This is a genomic window from Hanstruepera flava (assembly GCF_023634025.1).
Lineage (GTDB): Bacteria > Bacteroidota > Bacteroidia > Flavobacteriales > Flavobacteriaceae > Hanstruepera > Hanstruepera flava.
In genome coordinates this window covers 1050409-1065882 of record NZ_JALJCW010000001.1, presented here as the reverse complement: position 1 = coordinate 1065882, position 15474 = coordinate 1050409, and the positions used below count along the sequence as shown (strand labels likewise).

The 15474-nt window shown below is 34.3% G+C and carries 20 protein-coding genes; 14 read left to right on the top strand and 6 right to left on the bottom strand.

The genetic code is table 11. The annotated features are described in order from the left end of the window. Positions 1-21 precede the first annotated feature (21 nt). A complete protein-coding gene (locus MTX13_RS05105; protein WP_250433302.1) occupies positions 22-540 on the bottom strand; it encodes a heavy-metal-associated domain-containing protein in 519 nt (172 codons plus the stop codon). A gap of 91 nt (positions 541-631) precedes the next feature. On the opposite strand from MTX13_RS05105, the gene MTX13_RS05100 reads away from it, so the two are divergent. The 4 genes from MTX13_RS05100 to rpmA all read left to right on the top strand — a co-directional run bounded on the left by MTX13_RS05100 (position 632) and on the right by rpmA (position 2977). Beyond that, positions 632-1510, top strand: a complete 879-nt coding sequence (locus MTX13_RS05100; protein WP_250433301.1) for a DMT family transporter — start codon at positions 632-634, stop codon at positions 1508-1510. A gap of 110 nt (positions 1511-1620) precedes the next feature. Next, positions 1621-2064, top strand: coding sequence for a DUF4199 family protein (locus MTX13_RS05095; protein ID WP_223032600.1), 444 nt, complete (start codon positions 1621-1623; stop codon positions 2062-2064). A gap of 87 nt (positions 2065-2151) precedes the next feature. Next, entirely contained in the window at positions 2152-2691 is a 540-nt protein-coding gene (gene rplU / locus MTX13_RS05090; protein ID WP_250433300.1) for a 50S ribosomal protein L21, read from the top strand. A 25-nt stretch (positions 2692-2716) separates the two neighbouring features. After that, positions 2717-2977, top strand: a complete 261-nt coding sequence (gene rpmA / locus MTX13_RS05085) for a 50S ribosomal protein L27 (protein WP_103050891.1) — start codon at positions 2717-2719, stop codon at positions 2975-2977. Positions 2978-3031: 54 nt separating this feature from the next. Here rpmA and MTX13_RS05080 read toward each other — a convergent pair whose 3' ends face one another. Both MTX13_RS05080 and ahcY read right to left on the bottom strand, forming a co-directional pair. Then, positions 3032-3505 carry a very short patch repair endonuclease gene (locus tag MTX13_RS05080; protein ID WP_250433299.1) on the bottom strand — a complete coding sequence of 158 codons (474 nt, stop codon included), beginning with the start codon at positions 3503-3505 and terminating at the stop codon, positions 3032-3034. Positions 3506-3725: 220 nt separating this feature from the next. After that, entirely contained in the window at positions 3726-5042 is a 1317-nt protein-coding gene (gene ahcY, locus MTX13_RS05075; RefSeq protein WP_250433298.1) for an adenosylhomocysteinase, read from the bottom strand. A gap of 66 nt (positions 5043-5108) precedes the next feature. On the opposite strand from ahcY, the gene MTX13_RS05070 reads away from it, so the two are divergent. The 8 genes from MTX13_RS05070 (at position 5109) to MTX13_RS05035 (ending at position 12357) form a co-directional block, all read left to right on the top strand. Continuing rightward, a complete protein-coding gene (locus MTX13_RS05070; protein WP_250433297.1) occupies positions 5109-5738 on the top strand; it encodes a 4'-phosphopantetheinyl transferase family protein in 630 nt (209 codons plus the stop codon). Beyond that, a complete protein-coding gene (locus MTX13_RS05065) occupies positions 5739-6509 on the top strand; it encodes a geranylgeranylglyceryl/heptaprenylglyceryl phosphate synthase (RefSeq protein ID WP_250433296.1) in 771 nt (256 codons plus the stop codon). 57 nt (positions 6510-6566) lie between these two features. After that, the gene (locus MTX13_RS05060) at positions 6567-6827 is read left to right on the top strand and encodes a thiamine-binding protein (RefSeq protein WP_250433295.1); all 261 of its coding nucleotides are present in this window, start codon (positions 6567-6569) and stop codon (positions 6825-6827) included. Beyond that, positions 6811-7443, top strand: a complete 633-nt coding sequence (pnuC, locus tag MTX13_RS05055) for a nicotinamide riboside transporter PnuC (RefSeq protein ID WP_250433294.1) — start codon at positions 6811-6813, stop codon at positions 7441-7443. The genes MTX13_RS05060 and pnuC overlap by 17 nt, the downstream gene beginning before the upstream one ends. Then, entirely contained in the window at positions 7404-7973 is a 570-nt protein-coding gene (locus MTX13_RS05050) for an AAA family ATPase (protein ID WP_250433293.1), read from the top strand. The genes pnuC and MTX13_RS05050 overlap by 40 nt, the downstream gene beginning before the upstream one ends. Continuing rightward, positions 7974-9524 (top strand): DUF4301 family protein, encoded by a 1551-nt coding sequence (locus MTX13_RS05045; RefSeq protein WP_250433292.1) that lies wholly within the window; start codon positions 7974-7976, stop codon positions 9522-9524. Between the two features lies 1 nt (position 9525). Beyond that, a complete protein-coding gene (gene arfB, locus MTX13_RS05040; RefSeq protein WP_250433291.1) occupies positions 9526-9933 on the top strand; it encodes an alternative ribosome rescue aminoacyl-tRNA hydrolase ArfB in 408 nt (135 codons plus the stop codon). A gap of 210 nt (positions 9934-10143) precedes the next feature. Further along, the gene (locus MTX13_RS05035) at positions 10144-12357 is read left to right on the top strand and encodes a TonB-dependent receptor (protein WP_250433290.1); all 2214 of its coding nucleotides are present in this window, start codon (positions 10144-10146) and stop codon (positions 12355-12357) included. Positions 12358-12386: 29 nt separating this feature from the next. Here MTX13_RS05035 and MTX13_RS05030 read toward each other — a convergent pair whose 3' ends face one another. Beyond that, positions 12387-12842, bottom strand: coding sequence for a hypothetical protein (locus MTX13_RS05030; protein WP_250433289.1), 456 nt, complete (start codon positions 12840-12842; stop codon positions 12387-12389). A gap of 147 nt (positions 12843-12989) precedes the next feature. Between MTX13_RS05030 and greA the strand changes: the two genes are divergently transcribed. After that, positions 12990-13463 carry a transcription elongation factor GreA gene (greA, locus tag MTX13_RS05025; protein ID WP_250433288.1) on the top strand — a complete coding sequence of 158 codons (474 nt, stop codon included), beginning with the start codon at positions 12990-12992 and terminating at the stop codon, positions 13461-13463. 75 nt (positions 13464-13538) lie between these two features. Beyond that, positions 13539-13928 carry an HIT family protein gene (locus MTX13_RS05020; protein WP_250433287.1) on the top strand — a complete coding sequence of 130 codons (390 nt, stop codon included), beginning with the start codon at positions 13539-13541 and terminating at the stop codon, positions 13926-13928. On the opposite strand, the gene MTX13_RS05015 is transcribed toward MTX13_RS05020, so the two are convergent. Together MTX13_RS05015 and MTX13_RS05010 are read right to left on the bottom strand one after the other, a co-directional pair. After that, complete coding sequence (locus tag MTX13_RS05015; RefSeq protein WP_250433286.1) at positions 13923-14276, bottom strand: hypothetical protein; 354 nt, start codon at positions 14274-14276, stop codon at positions 13923-13925. The two genes, MTX13_RS05020 and MTX13_RS05015, sit on opposite strands and share 6 nt — an antisense overlap. Positions 14277-14278: 2 nt before the next feature. Next, entirely contained in the window at positions 14279-15445 is a 1167-nt protein-coding gene (locus MTX13_RS05010; RefSeq protein WP_250433285.1) for a sensor histidine kinase, read from the bottom strand. Positions 15446-15474 lie beyond the last annotated feature (29 nt).

Sequence of the window (15474 nt, the reverse complement as noted above, 5' to 3'; positions counted from 1 at the left end):
TTTTTTAAAATATTGAATGTTTTAAGCTTTGGCTTTGTCAGCACAACAAGCCATTTTGCAGTCTTTTGCGCAAGCTGTTTTTTCAGCTTCAGTTTTATTGGCACAGCATGCTTTTTTGCAATCTTTGTCGCAAGCCTTTTTTTCTCCGTCAAAATTTTCAACGGTCTTCATGTCTTTTACTGAATATGCGTCACCAGCTTTTTTTACAACGTCTTCCAATGTTGTTGTGTTAACTTTTGCTTCATCATATTCAACCATGGCAATTCGTGAGTCAAAATCTACCTTTGCAGATTTAACGCCATCTAGTTTGGCCATTTTCTTTTCAATAGTTTTTGCACAACCCATAGCACAAGTCATGCCTTCAATAGTGAATTCGGCTTTGGCATAAGTAGCATTTGGGTCTAATTCACTTACGGCTTCAGTTGAAGTTTCAGCGGTTTCATTTTCCACAGTTACAACTTCTGGAGTTGTTTCGTTTTTACATGCTAAAAAACTAACAGCTAGTAAAAAAACAACTATAATGTTTCTAAATGTCTTCATGTGTATTTCGTATTAAGTTCTTTACAAAATTACTAAATATTGGTGTTTATTGCATTAAAAATCACAATTTTGTGGGCTAGATAAATTCAGTATGAAAAGTATTAATATCAAGTGGGCATATTTATTGGCGCTTTCACTTATCTGGGGGACATCTTTCATTTTAATAAAAAAATCCCTTTTGGGTTTAACAGCTTTTCAACTAGGGTCATTACGGACCATTGTAACAGGATTATTTTTGTTGATAGCGGGTTATAAGTCATTAAAAACTATTGGCAAAAGTCAATGGAAATGGGTTGCGCTTTCTGGTTTTTTAGGATCTTTCTTTCCAGCCTTTTTCTTTGCTATTGCAGAAACAGAAATAGATAGCGCAGTGGCTTCCATTTTAAATTCCTTGGTTCCATTAAATACTATTTTATTAGGTTTTGCAGTGTTTAAAATTGCTTCTACAAAACGTCAGGTTTTGGGTGTAATAATTGGTTTTATAGGAACGGCAATCTTAATACTAAAAGGTGCAGAACTTAACCCAGATCAGAATTATCTTTTTGCTGGTTATGTTATAGCATCAACAATTATGTATGCTGCAAATGTGAATATAATTAAACGTTATTTACAAGAGGTAAAACCGCTAGCAATAGCTGCTGGAAACTATGCTGTAATAATTATTCCGGCCTTTCTGGTTTTATTGTTTTCTAATTTCTTCAAGGCTGAAACTTTTGAAAATCCTAACTTTGGTTCTGCCATTGTGTACGTGGTTATATTGTCCTTTTTTGGTACTGCACTTGCCAAAGTGCTCTTTAATAAGTTGGTACAAATATCAACTCCTGTTTTTGCATCTTCAGTTACATATTTAATGCCCATTGTTGCTTTAATTTGGGGTGTTTTAGATGGTGAGGGATTTAGTTTTTTACAAGGTTTAGCTACAATTATTATATTAATAGGAGTGTTTTTATCACATAGAAGAAAGCAATAACTGAATTAAAATTTCTTTATCAATTTATTGAAATTGAGCAATAAACGGCTGTAAATTATTATTTCTGCTAAATTTTCACGAAATTTAAAAGAAATAATAAACAGAGAATTATGAAAAAAGTTGGACTTCCTGTCCGTTTCGGACTAATTATGAGTGGGATTTTAATAGCTTATTTTTTAGTTCTATCGCTATTTGGTAAGCATACAAATCCCGTATATAGCTTTCTTAATGCTGCTATTACAGGATTCGGTATTTATGAAACTATTCGCTACTACAAATTAGAATTGGGTAACGATTTTACCTATTCAAAAGGCATTACAGCTGGACTGGTCTCTGGATGTATTGCTACCGTAGTTTTTTCAGTTTTTTTCTTGTTTTATATTACCGAGGTCAACGATTCTTTTATTGTCAAATTATTTGAAACGGCTAATGTTGGTTATGAGTTGAGTGTTGGCTTGGTGACTTTTACCGTAGGTGTCATGGGTATTGCTACAACCTTAATTTCGTCTTTTACTGTAATGCAATACTTTAAAAAAAGTTGGAATGTTTCTTAATTTCAACAAAACGTTTGTAGTTTAATTATTTAGCAGTATATTTGCACTCATTTTTTGAATAAATTAATTTAATAAAAACGTTACGCTATGTACGCAATTGTAGAGATAGCAGGGCATCAATTTAAAGTTGAAAAAGACCAAAAAGTTTTTGTTAACCGTTTAGCAACTGAAGAAGGTAAGAAAGTTTCTTTCGATAATGTTCTTTTAATTGGCGATGGTGACAATGTAACTGTAGGCGCCCCAGCTATAGGCGGAGCTCAAGTAGGAGCAAAAGTCTTAAAGCACCTTAAAGGTGATAAAGTGATAGTTTTCAAAAAGAAAAGACGTAAAGGTTACCGTGTAAAAAATGGTCATAGACAAGCCTTAACAGAAATTCAAATTGAAAGTATTGTAGCTTCAGGAGCAAAACCTGCTAAAACAGAGAAAGCAGCTCCAAAAGCAGAAACTAAAAAAGCTGAACCAAAAGCAGCTGCTCCTAAAGCAGAGGCAAAACCAGCAAAGAAAGAAGAATCAACTCAAGATTTAAGTAAATTAACAGTTGCTGAATTAAGAGAGATGGCCAAAGCAAAAGAAATCACAGGATATTCTTCAATGAAGAAAGCCGAGTTAATTGCTGCTTTAAGTTAATTTAACCCTATAAAATCGAAATAAAATGGCACATAAAAAAGGAGTCGGAAGTTCGAAAAACGGTAGAGAATCAGAATCGAAACGATTAGGTGTTAAGATTTTTGGTGGTCAAGCTGCCGTTGCAGGTAACATCATTGTAAGACAAAGAGGTACTGCACACAATCCAGGTGAAAATGTTTATGCTGGAAAAGATCATACATTACATGCTAAAGTTGATGGTATTGTAAAGTTTGAAAAGAAAAAAGATAACAAGTCATACGTTTCTGTTGTGCCTTTTGAGGCTTAAGAAACAGTGTTGTTAAGATATTAAAACCCTTTCTATTAAGAAAGGGTTTTTTTATTACCAGTTGTTTCTGCCGGTTTCTATATAGATTAAAACATCCTTGACACAGGTGTCTAAATCAGTTAAGATTTCCTTACTCCAAAACCTAAAAACTGTAAAACCCAATGCTTCCAATTGACGATTCACTTCCCTGTCGCGTTGCATATTGCGTTCAATTTTTGGTAGCCAAAATCTGCGATTACTTTTGATGAACAGTTTGCGCTCTTGCCAATTGTAACCATGCCAAAATTCGCCATCAATAAAAATGGCCAATTTGTATTTTTTTATGGAGATATCTGGTTTGCCAGGAAGTTGTTTGCTGTCCACACGATATCTTATTCCCTTTGCCCAAAGTGCTTTACGAAACAAGAGTTCAGGTTTGGTGTTTTTACCACGTATCTTACTCATGATTTTTGAGCGCTTTTTAGTGGTATAAAATCCAGCAGATTCCTCAAAACGAGGGACTTTTATTTTTGGTTCTTGGTATTCCATTTATTATAAAACGTCAGTTCGAGTAAAATTCTTGTAAAGAATTTTGTATCGAGAACAGTTAATATAATCAATTTAACTTCTCGATACAATTTCAATAAATTGAAATCACTCGAAGTGACGAAGTGAGCTTAATTAAATAAAAAACCCTCACATTTCTGTAAGGGTTGACTAATATCTAAAAGCGAAGCGATCTAGAGTCTAGAAGCGCTAGCGGTCTATTTTAGTATCTGTAATATTCAGGTTTGTATGGCCCTTCAACCTTAACACCAATATATTCTGCTTGGTCTTTTTTAAGTTCAGTTAACTCAACACCAATTTTTTCAAGATGTAATTTTGCTACTTTTTCATCAAGATGTTTTGGCAACATATACACTTTGTTTTCGTAAGCATCTTTGTTGTTCCAAAGTTCAATTTGAGCCAAGGTTTGGTTTGTAAATGAGTTACTCATTACAAAACTTGGATGTCCAGTGGCGCAACCTAAATTTACTAAACGACCTTGAGCTAAAATAATGACATCTTTACCGTTTACGTTGTATTTGTCAACTTGTGGCTTAATTTCATCTTTAGTGTTACCGTGGTTTTTGTTTAACCAAGCCATGTCAATTTCATTATCAAAATGCCCAATGTTACAAACAATGGTTTTGTCTTTCATAGCTTCAAAATGCTCACCACGAACAATATCTTTATTCCCAGTAGTTGTAATAACCACATCTGCATTGCCAACAACGGTTTCCAATTTCTTCACTTCAAAACCATCCATAGCCGCTTGTAAAGCACAAATTGGGTCAATTTCAGTAACAGTTACAATACTTCCAGCACCTTTAAAAGAGGCTGCTGTACCTTTACCAACATCACCATATCCACAAACAACCACACGTTTACCAGCTAGCATGACATCAGTTGCACGTCTAATAGCGTCTACAGCACTTTCTCGGCAACCATATTTGTTATCAAATTTAGATTTAGTAACCGAATCGTTTACGTTTATCGCTGGCATTGGCAACGTGCCTTTTTCCATACGCTCGTATAAACGGTGAACACCTGTAGTGGTTTCTTCACTTAAACCGTTAATTCCAGGAACTAATTCTGGGTATTTGTCTAATACCATATTGGTTAAATCACCACCATCATCTAATATCATGTTAAGTGGTTTTCTGTCTTCACCAAAGAACAGAGTTTGCTCAATACACCAATCAAATTCTTCCTCGGTCATATTTTTCCAAGCATAAACAGCGGTACCTGCAGCAGCAATGGCAGCGGCAGCCTGGTCTTGAGTAGAAAATATGTTACAAGAACTCCACGTTACTTCTGCACCAAGAGCTTGTAAGGTTTCAATTAAAACAGCAGTTTGAATGGTCATATGTAAGCATCCTGCAATACGCGCGCCTTTTAAAGGTTGTGAGTCTTTGTACTCTTCACGTAAACTCATTAATCCTGGCATTTCGGCTTCAGCCAATTCAATCTCTTTTCGTCCCCATGCCGCTAGCGACATATCTTTTACCTTATTAGGTACGTAGGCAACAGTTTTTGTGTTCATATTGTTATATTTGTCTTTGTAATTATTTGCGACTGCAAAGATAACTAATAACTTTCAGAATATTAAATGCCTCTATATAAATCCATTACTCCCAATCCGCAAACTACTGTTAAAATCTGGAAGATTACGGAATCTTATGATGATTTGCTAAATCCCATTACCCTGAAACCAGAAAATATGGAACGTGTTTTAGGAATGAAAAGTGAATTGCATCAACGTGGATTTTTAAGTGTTAGACATTTGTTGGCAGAGTTTGGTTATCAGGATTCGGACTTGTTTTATGACGAAAATGGCAAACCACATTTAAAGGATGGCAAACAAATTTCAATAACACACTCATTTAATTTTTCAGCAGTTGTAGTAAGTGATTCTAAAGTGGGAATTGATATCGAAAAGCAACGTGAAAAAATTGGCCGTATTGCACATAAGTTTATGGATTACGAATCGCAATATTTAAATGTTGAAGATACTGAATACGTGAGAAAGTTAACTGTTATTTGGTGTGTAAAAGAGTCATTGTACAAACTGTTTGCCACACCAGGATTAAGTTTTTTGCAGCATACATTGGTTATCCCTTTTGCAATTGAAGATGAAACAACTGTCGCTTGGATTGACTATGAGAAAAAGAAGTATCGATATAATACGACTTTTTTTGAATTTGAAGGTTTTACTTGCGCTTTTGCTTTGCCATCATAAATGAAACATATTTATAATAACATATTACTTTCTGTTTCTAATGGCGAAAAGTTGTTGGCAGTTCTTATAGATCCTGACAAGTTTCCTTTAGACAATACAGAAACCTTTATCAATAAGGTGAATGAATCAATTGCTACACATATTTTTGTGGGAGGAAGTGAAGTTGAAAAAAGCCAAACAGAAACCATAGTTTCAGAGATAAAAAAGTTTACACAATTGCCTGTGATATTATTTCCTGGTGATATTACCCAAATTACTAATGAAGCCGATGCGCTTTTATTTTTATCCTTAATATCAGGAAGAAACCCAGATTATTTAATAGGTAAACATATTCAATCTATCTCTCTATTAGAAGAATCTAATTTAGAAGTTATTCCAACTGGATATATTTTAATTGAAAACGGAAAAGAAACGGCTGTACAACGTGTAACAGAAACAATGCCAATACCAAGAAAAAACGTTCAGTTAATAGCAGATACAGCTAAAGCTGGCGAATTATTAGGAATGAAACTCATATATCTTGAAGCAGGAAGTGGAGCCATACATTCGGTGACTACAGAAATAATTACTCAAGTTAAAAACAAATTGAAGATTCCTTTAATTGTTGGAGGAGGAATCAGATCAAAACAACAATTGGTATCTGCTTATAGTTCTGGAGCAGATTTAGTTGTTATAGGAACAGCGTTTGAAGAAGATGAAACATTTTTTGAAGAAATTAAAAACCCGTTTGTCCTGCAGACATTTCCTCAAAAGAGGAAACAACAGTACTAATATAGATAATAATAACACATGATTGTTTCTCTCCTTTGGAGAGATTAAGAGAGGCTTATGAAAATATCAGTAGAACTAACGTTAACACCTTTGCAGAATGAATTTGAACCTGCAATTATACACTTTATTAAAAAACTTCGTGCTTCAAATTTAAAGGTGTTGGAAAACCCATTAAGCACTCAAGTTTATGGCGATTATGATCAAGTGATGGCCTTGTTGCAAACAGAAATCAAAGAAGCTTTTGAGCTTATGGAAAATGGTTTGTTATATATGAAAATCGTAAAAACTGATAGACACGATTATGAACCCCATTTTTGATTTTTTTTTCGGACAGTATCAAGGGTATGATACTGTAGATATTGTATTGGAAATTGTGGCTGTTATTTTTGGGTTTTTGTCAGTTTGGTATTCAAAACAGAACAAAATCTGGGTCTTTCCAACAGGTATGATTAGCACACTTATTTTTGTATATCTATTACTGAAATGGGGTTTGTTGGGTGATATGATGATAAATGGGTATTATTTTATTATGAGTGTTTATGGTTGGTATGTTTGGACTCGAAAAGTAGATGAAACCCACGTAACACCAATTTCAACAACCACAAAAAAAGAAAATATCATGAGTGCTGCAATATTTTTGGCAACATTAGTGTTTGTTTTTGTGGTATATCAAACCTTTGATAAATGGACTAGTTGGGTGGCTTATGTAGATACGTTAACCACAGCTATTTTCTTTGTGGGCATGTGGCTTATGGCCAGGCGTAAAATTGAAAACTGGATTTTCTGGATTATTGGCGATGTCATTTCAGTGCCTTTATATTTCTATAAAGGATTTACATTTACTAGCCTCCAGTATTTAGGGTTTACCATAATAGCAATATTTGGATATTTAGCATGGAAGAAAAGCTTAAACAACAACCGGCAAACTGTATAAAAGTCGTTTTATTCGGCCCAGAATCAACTGGGAAAACAACATTGTCCAAACAGTTGGCCAGACATTACAATTCTGTTTGGGTTCCAGAATACGCTCGGGAATATTTGCAGGATAAATGGAATAACGAACGTAAAACTTGTGAGTCAAAAGATTTGCTTCCTATAGCAATTGGACAAATGAGACTTGAAAATGAATTGGCCCAAAAAACAGATTCGGTATTAATTTGCGATACAGATCTATTGGAAACCAAGGTGTATTCTGAAACTTATTATTCTGGTGCTTGCGACCCAATTCTAGAAAAATATGCTTTACAAAATACGTACGATTTGTATTTTTTGACCTATATTGACACACCTTGGGAAGCTGATGATTTAAGGGATAAACCGAATGAGCGCGAGGCTATGTTTTTAGCTTTTAGAGAGGCCCTAGTTAAACACCAAAAACCTTTTGTGTTGTTAAAAGGTAATAAAAAGGAACGCTTAAATTTAGCAATTTTCCATATTGATAAATTATTAAATGAAAACCATTAAATGCTTTTAGAAAAGGATTATCTTCAAATAAAAAGCAAAGGTCTTACCGAAGCTAAAGTCAAAGAACAAATACAGTTGTTTAAACAAGGTTTGCCATTTGTGAATTTGGTTTCAGCAGCAACTTATGGCGACGGGATATTGAAAATGTCTGAAGACGAACAACAACGATTAATAGATTTGTTTGATTTACGAAGAGACAATAATTCTATATTAAAATTTGTGCCAGCTTCAGGAGCTGCAACACGCATGTTTAAGTCTCTGTTCAAGTTTAGTGAAACTTACAACCCTGAAATTGAAACATTAAATGCCTATTTAAACAAAGAAAAAGATTCTACACTTTCACTGTTTTTTGTTGGTTTAGAAAAGTTTCCGTTTTATGATGAAGTTAAGAAGGAGATGGAAACCCATTATCCAGACTATAAAGCGTTTTCAAATGATGAGCATCGGTACTATTTTGTAAAAACCATGTTGGATGCTGATAAACTGAATTATGGATTTTTCCCAAAGGGTTTACTACCATTTCATCAATATAAGGGACATATTTCAACGGCTTTTGAAGAGCATTTATTTGAAGCCGCTCTATATGCTTCAAGTCAGCAAAAAGCACATTTACATTTCACCATTTCAGAGCGATACGAACATATTTTTGATGATGAATTTAAACGTATTCAGGATATTGTAGAACGAAAAACAAATACAAAGTTCCATATATCTTTTTCGTATCAAAAAGAATCTACCGATACTATTGCTGTTACTCCAGAAAATGAACCATTTCGTTTAGAGGATGGAAGTTTGTTGTTCAGACCTTCAGGTCATGGTGCCTTACTACACAATTTAAACGAACAGGAAGCCGACATCATTTTTATAAAAAACATAGATAATGTTGTTGTTTTTAAGTATGAAAAAGAAGTAGCCAATTATAAAAAGGCTCTTGCTGGATTGTTGGTATCACTCCAGAACAAAACATTCGATTATTTAAGACAATTAGAGAACCAAGATATAACAGAAAGTCATTTGGTTGAGATTGCTGAATTTTTAAGTAATAAACTCAATACTAAAATATCCAGTGAGTTTGAAAAGTATTCAAAAAAATATCAAATTGAATATTTAAGAACAAAATTAAATCGACCAATTCGTGTTTGCGGTATGGTGAAAAATGAAGGAGAACCAGGTGGTGGGCCATTTTGGGTGAAAGATGAAAGTGGGCAAGTTTCTTTACAGATAGTTGAGTCTGCTCAAATCAATAAAAAAGATAAACGACAAAAAAATATTCTTAAGCATGCCACACATTTTAATCCGGTTGACTTGGTTTGTGGAATAAAAGATTATAAAGGCAATACTTTTAATCTGGAGGCATTTGTTGATCCTAAAACAGCTTTTATTACCATGAAAACCAAAACAGGTAAAGAGCTTAAGGCTTTAGAGTTACCTGGACTTTGGAATGGCAGTATGGCTAATTGGAATTCTATTTTCGTTGAAGTGCCTTTAATTACATTCAACCCTGTAAAAACAGTCACAGATTTGTTAAAACCAACTCATCAAATAAAATAAGATGTTTGATGAGCAGGCTTTGATATCAGAATTACAGTTTAAGGCTGTCCGTAGTTCGGGCGCTGGTGGTCAGCATGTCAATAAGGTGTCATCAAAGGTTGTGTTAAGTTTCGATTTAACTAATTCCCAAGTATTTCTAGAAGAGCAAAAAGAGTTATTGTTTAAAAATCTGGCAAACCGATTAACATTTGAAGGAGTGCTTATACTGCAAAGTGATGGCAGTCGTAGCCAACACAAAAACAAAGATTTAGTGATCAAGCGATTTTTAGAATTGATAAATCAAGGTTTAGTAATTCCCAAAAAGCGAAAACCAACCAAAATACCTAAATCAGTTAAGCTAAAACGATTGGCAAAAAAGCGCCAACAATCTGATAAAAAAGCCAATAGAAAACCACCAGAAATAACTTGATTTTTCATTGTTAATTATGAATTGATCATTAAATTTGCACTGTTCTCAAAAAGGGGTGCCAATTATCGGCTGAGATCATACCCATTGAACCTAGAACAGGTAATGCTGTTTAGGAATTTTTAATTGTCATGCTGAGCTTGTCGAAGCATCTAATGTTTTTTTAACCAAAGAATAATTACCTCTTTTTATTCGTATAAATTTATTTATCGAATGAAATCTTTATTCACAATTTTAGGCTTTTTGGGTTTTGCCATGAGTGTTTGTGCTCAAGAAAAACCTAACGAACAACAAAACGACTCTACAAAACTTGAGGTTTTAAACGAGGTTATGGTAAGTGCAGTGCGTGTTAAGGCAACATCGCCAATTACACACTCAAACGTTTCTAAAGAAGAAATTCAAGAGCGTAACCTAGGTCAGGATATTCCTATTCTTCTTAACTATTTACCGTCGGTAGTTACGACAACCGATGCAGGTGCAGGAGTCGGCTACACGGGTATTCGTGTTCGTGGTATTAATGCGCAATCTACCAATATAACCATTAACGGTATTCCGTATAACGATGCCGAGTCGTTAGGAACATTTTGGGTTAATTTAGGAGATTTTGCATCATCTGTTGAAAGTTTACAATTGCAACGTGGTGTGGGAACTTCAACCAATGGTTCTGGAGCTTTTGGTGCAAGTATCAATGTATTGACTGATGCTGTTTCGGAAAACGCTTATGCCGAATTTGCCAATTCTTTTGGAAGTTTCAATACGCATAAACACACGTTAAAATTTAGTACGGGTTTACTAAACGATCATTTTGAAGTGGCAGGAAGATTGTCAACCATTCAATCTGATGGATATATTGATCGAGCCTCATCCGATTTAAAGTCGTATTTCCTTCAAGGTTCTTATGTTGATGATAAGCGTATTATCAAGGCCATAACTTTTGCTGGAAAAGAAAGAACGTATCAATCTTGGAACGGTTTAGAGGATTTAGATAAACTTGAAAACGATAGAACCTACAATACAGCTGGCGAGTACACAGACGAAAACGGTAACATTCAATTTTATGAAAACGAAGTTGATAATTACCAGCAAGACCATTATCAATTACACTGGAATGAACGCTATAACAATTATTGGTCAACTAATTTGGCTTTAAACTATACTTATGGTCGTGGCTATTTTGAACAATATAAAGAAGATGAGCCTTTTGCGGATTACGGATTAAATGATGTTGTAATAGGAAGCGAAACGGTAACAGAAACCGATTTGGTTAGAAGGCGTTGGTTAGATAACGATTTTTATGTGGTAAACGCAAACGCTAATTACAAAAAAGGCGGTTTAGACGCTATTTTTGGAGGATCATATAGTTATTACGATGGCGACCATTTTGGAGAAATTATTTGGGCACAATTTGCAAGTAATAGTATGAATACTGACAGATATTACGAAGGAAACGGGACTAAAACAGATTTAAGTTTCTTTGGTAAAGCAAATTATAGATTAAATGACAAGATTAGCTTGTTTGCCGATTTACAGTTGCGCTTGGTTGATTATAAAACAACAGGTTTAACATCAGATAGAGTGCCATTACTAATTGATGAAAACTATAGCTTTTTTAACCCAAAAGCTGGTATAACGTATGCGCTTGATGCTAATAATAGTTTGTATTTTTCTTATGCTAGAGCAAATAGGGAGCCCAATCGTGATGATTTTGAAAATAACCCAGATGTCAAACCTGAGCAACTTAATGATTTTGAGTTGGGCTGGCGCTACAATACAGATGTGTTCAGGCTTTACGCCAATGCCTACTACATGCTTTACAATGAGCAGTTGGTTTTAACGGGAGAGCTTGATAACGTAGGAAATCCTATACGCACAAACAGTGGTGAAAGCTATCGATTAGGGTTAGAAATTGAGGCAGCCATACAACTTGGTCAAAAGTTTTCTGTTCAGCCCAACCTGACTGTAAGTTCCAATAAAAACAAAGAGACTATAACCTCAATAGATGGCGAGTTAGTTAATTTAGGAAAAACAGATATTTCTTTTGCTCCCAATATAATTGTGGGCAATGCTTTAGTATTTCAACCCACTCCAAGTTTACAAATGTCATTATTAAGTAAATATGTTGGCGACCAATATATGAGCAATACTGAAGCTGAAGCCTCAAAACTGGATAGTTACTTTGTAAACGATTTTAATATTAATTACGAGTTATCATTTAAAAGAGATGAGGAGTCTCAACCGTTTTTAAAATCCATTGTTTTTACAGGATTAGTTAATAATATTTTTAATGTTAAATATGAATCTAATGGGTATTACTACACTTATGATGATACATGGTCTAACCCACCACAGGTTACAACCATAGAAGGCGCAGGGTTTTACCCACAAGCAACCATTAACTTTTTATTAGGTGCAACTTTGAAGTTCTAAAAAAAAGCGACCAATTGGTCGCTTTTTTTTTAATTATTATAAACCCTAATAATATTGCCATTAACTTCAACAAAATAGCGTTTTAGGCCATAATTACCTGTTGTGCCTTGCTGTGGCTGTCCTGTAAGAATGTCATAAGACTTGGCTTCGCTACAGTTACATGTGGCTATAACGCCTTCAACTTCTAAAGTAGAACAACTGCGTACTTCGTGGTTAGGGTCGGTTAACTCAAAAGCACTGTAATTGTTGCCACCAGCATAAAATACAACAACGCCATTTAAACCGTAATTAGAATTTAAAGTAACATAGTTATTAGGGAACTGTAAGTCACTATATTGTGGCAAATTGGTGTTTATAAGTGTACCCGTATCAAAAACGATATTAGGTATAAATTGGTTGTTCTGATTGTTGTTATTGTTGTCGTCATCGTTACTGCATGAAACCAACAAACAAAAGCCAAAAACAAAGCTTAAAAAACGTTTCATTTTCATTTAATTTTAGGTGCAATTTACAATAAAAAGTAAAGCGCGATAAATATTTTGTATATTTGTAACATCATCTCGTGTAAGCGGGATTTTTTCTTTAGTCCCGAACTTGCTTCGGGATATTTTTAATATAGAAACGATGAAGTTATGAGTAAAGTATCTTATTACACTGCAGAAGGATTAAAAAAGTTAAGAGACGAGTTAAGACAACTTAAGGATATAGAGCGTCCACTTGCTTCGCAGGCTATTGCAGAAGCAAGGGATAAGGGCGATTTAAGCGAAAATGCCGAATACGATGCTGCTAAAGAAGCGCAAGGTATGTTGGAAATGAAAATTTCTAAACTTGAAGAAACTTTAGCAGGCGCGCGATTAATTGATGAGTCGCAATTAGACACCTCTAAAGTTTTGGTGCTATCTAAAGTAAAGATTAAAAACCAAACCAATGGTATGGAAATGACATATACTTTGGTAGCCGATGGCGAGGCCGATTTAGCTTCAGGTAAAATATCTGTAAATTCCCCTATCGGAAAAGGGTTATTGGGTAAATCTGTTGGCGAAGTTGCCGAAGTACAAGTGCCAAATGGTGTCATGAAATTTGACATTTTAGAGATTTCGAGATAATAGAATGATTAAATAATATTTATAAAGATTCCTGTCCTGCAGGAATCTTTTTATATTTACATAAATCTAATTGTTATGGCATCTATCTTCACAAAAATTATTAACGGAGACATACCGTGTTATAAAATTGCAGAAACAGACAAGTTTTTTGCGTTTTTGGATATTAATCCTAATGCCAAAGGCCATACACTTTGCATACCAAAAGCGGAAGTTGATAAGTTGTTTGATTTAGATGATGACACCTATCTGGAGTTAATGGCTTTTTCAAAATTAGTTGCAGCAGCCATTAAAAAAGCGGTTCCCTGTAAACGTGTGGGTATGACCGTGATAGGTTTGGAAGTGCCTCATGCTCACGTGCATTTAATTCCGTTAAACTCTATGGAAGATGCCCGATTTTTAAGTAAGGAAAAACTATCTGATGCAGAATTTCAAGATTTAGCTGCGGCTATTAGGGCAAACTTATAATTTATCTTTTAAGACAAATAAAACAATTCCTGCAGCTAAAACCATTAAAGTAACACTAATTAACAGCCAAGCTTTCTTTTTCAATTTAAAAGATGGTTTTTTAGGTGCAAAAGCACGCTGGTGGTACTTAACAACACGCTCAATATCATCTGTCCAGCTTATAGGATAAATAGTAGTGTTGCATGTATTGCAATGCAAAATGTGTTTGGTTTCTTGGGTTATAGACTTGTAAAAGTTAGACTCCATAAACTTTTGCTTAAAGGTTAGTTGTAAACCTTCATTGTTATAACATTCCGGGCAGTTGTTTTTTAAGGCAACCTCTTTTATGGTTATAAATCTATCAGCCATAGTTAAACCAATTTTAATTCTATTTGCATCGTTGTACCTTTCTTGACTTCGGAGTGCAATACTTTAATTTTACCATTATGGAACTCTTCAATTATACGTTTGGCTAATGATAGCCCTAAACCCCAACCTCGCTTTTTTGTTGTATACCCAGGTTCAAAAATGGTTTTGTATTGTTTTTTAGATAAGCCTTTTCCAGTATCGGTAATTTGAACTTTAACAATATTTTCCAATTGTAAAATTTCAATGCTTAACTTTCCTTTTCCTTTCATGGCATCAATGGCATTTTTAACCAAATTCTCAATAGTCCAACTAAATAATTGTTTGTTGAGTTGAACATAAATAGCTTCATCAGGAGCTTTAAGCTCAAATTCTATTAAATCTGAAGATCGCGCTTTTAAATAATCGTAGGACTCTATGGTTTCTTTTACAATATCGGCTTTTTCTAAAGTAGGCAACGACCCAATTTTACTAAAACGTTCAGTAATAGTTTGTAATCTACTGATGTCTTTTTCAATTTCAGCAATATAATCTGGACTTACGTTTTCAGTTTTTAAAATTTCAGTCCAACCAATTAATGATGAAAGGGGTGTGCCAATTTGATGAGCCGTCTCTTTGGCCATACCAGACCAAAGCTTATTTTGAGTAGCTATTTTTGAGCTGCGATAAAAAAAGTAGACTACTGCGGCAAATAAGAAAATAATGAGTAATAAAGCTAATGGATAGTATTTGAGTTTGTTCAACACTTCTGAATTTCCATAATATAAATTGCCGTGAACAACTTTTTGGTTAGTGTCTTTATCAATATACCAAATTTCAATAGGTTCGTTTTCTTCAGAGAATCGCTCGATTAAAGAATTTAATTTTTGCTGATTTTCAAGTTTTTTTTCATCAATATTGTTAGATAAAATAACATTCCCCTTGTTAATAATAAACATGGGGTTGGTAATCTCTGAAGCAAAAACCTTATCCACTACCGGATTAATGTTTTCCTCTAACGGATTACTCATAATATTGTTCATGGCTGTTGCCCAAATATCCATTTTTGTGCGTTCCTCAATTTTAAACTTTTGAAAAAACACATACGTGTTCCAAAGAATTAACGATATTATTCCAAAGGAAGCAACTACAATTATCCAGCGTGTAAGGTTTCTATATTTTGAGAATAGCATAGCTAAATTTACAATCTGTAATATAATGC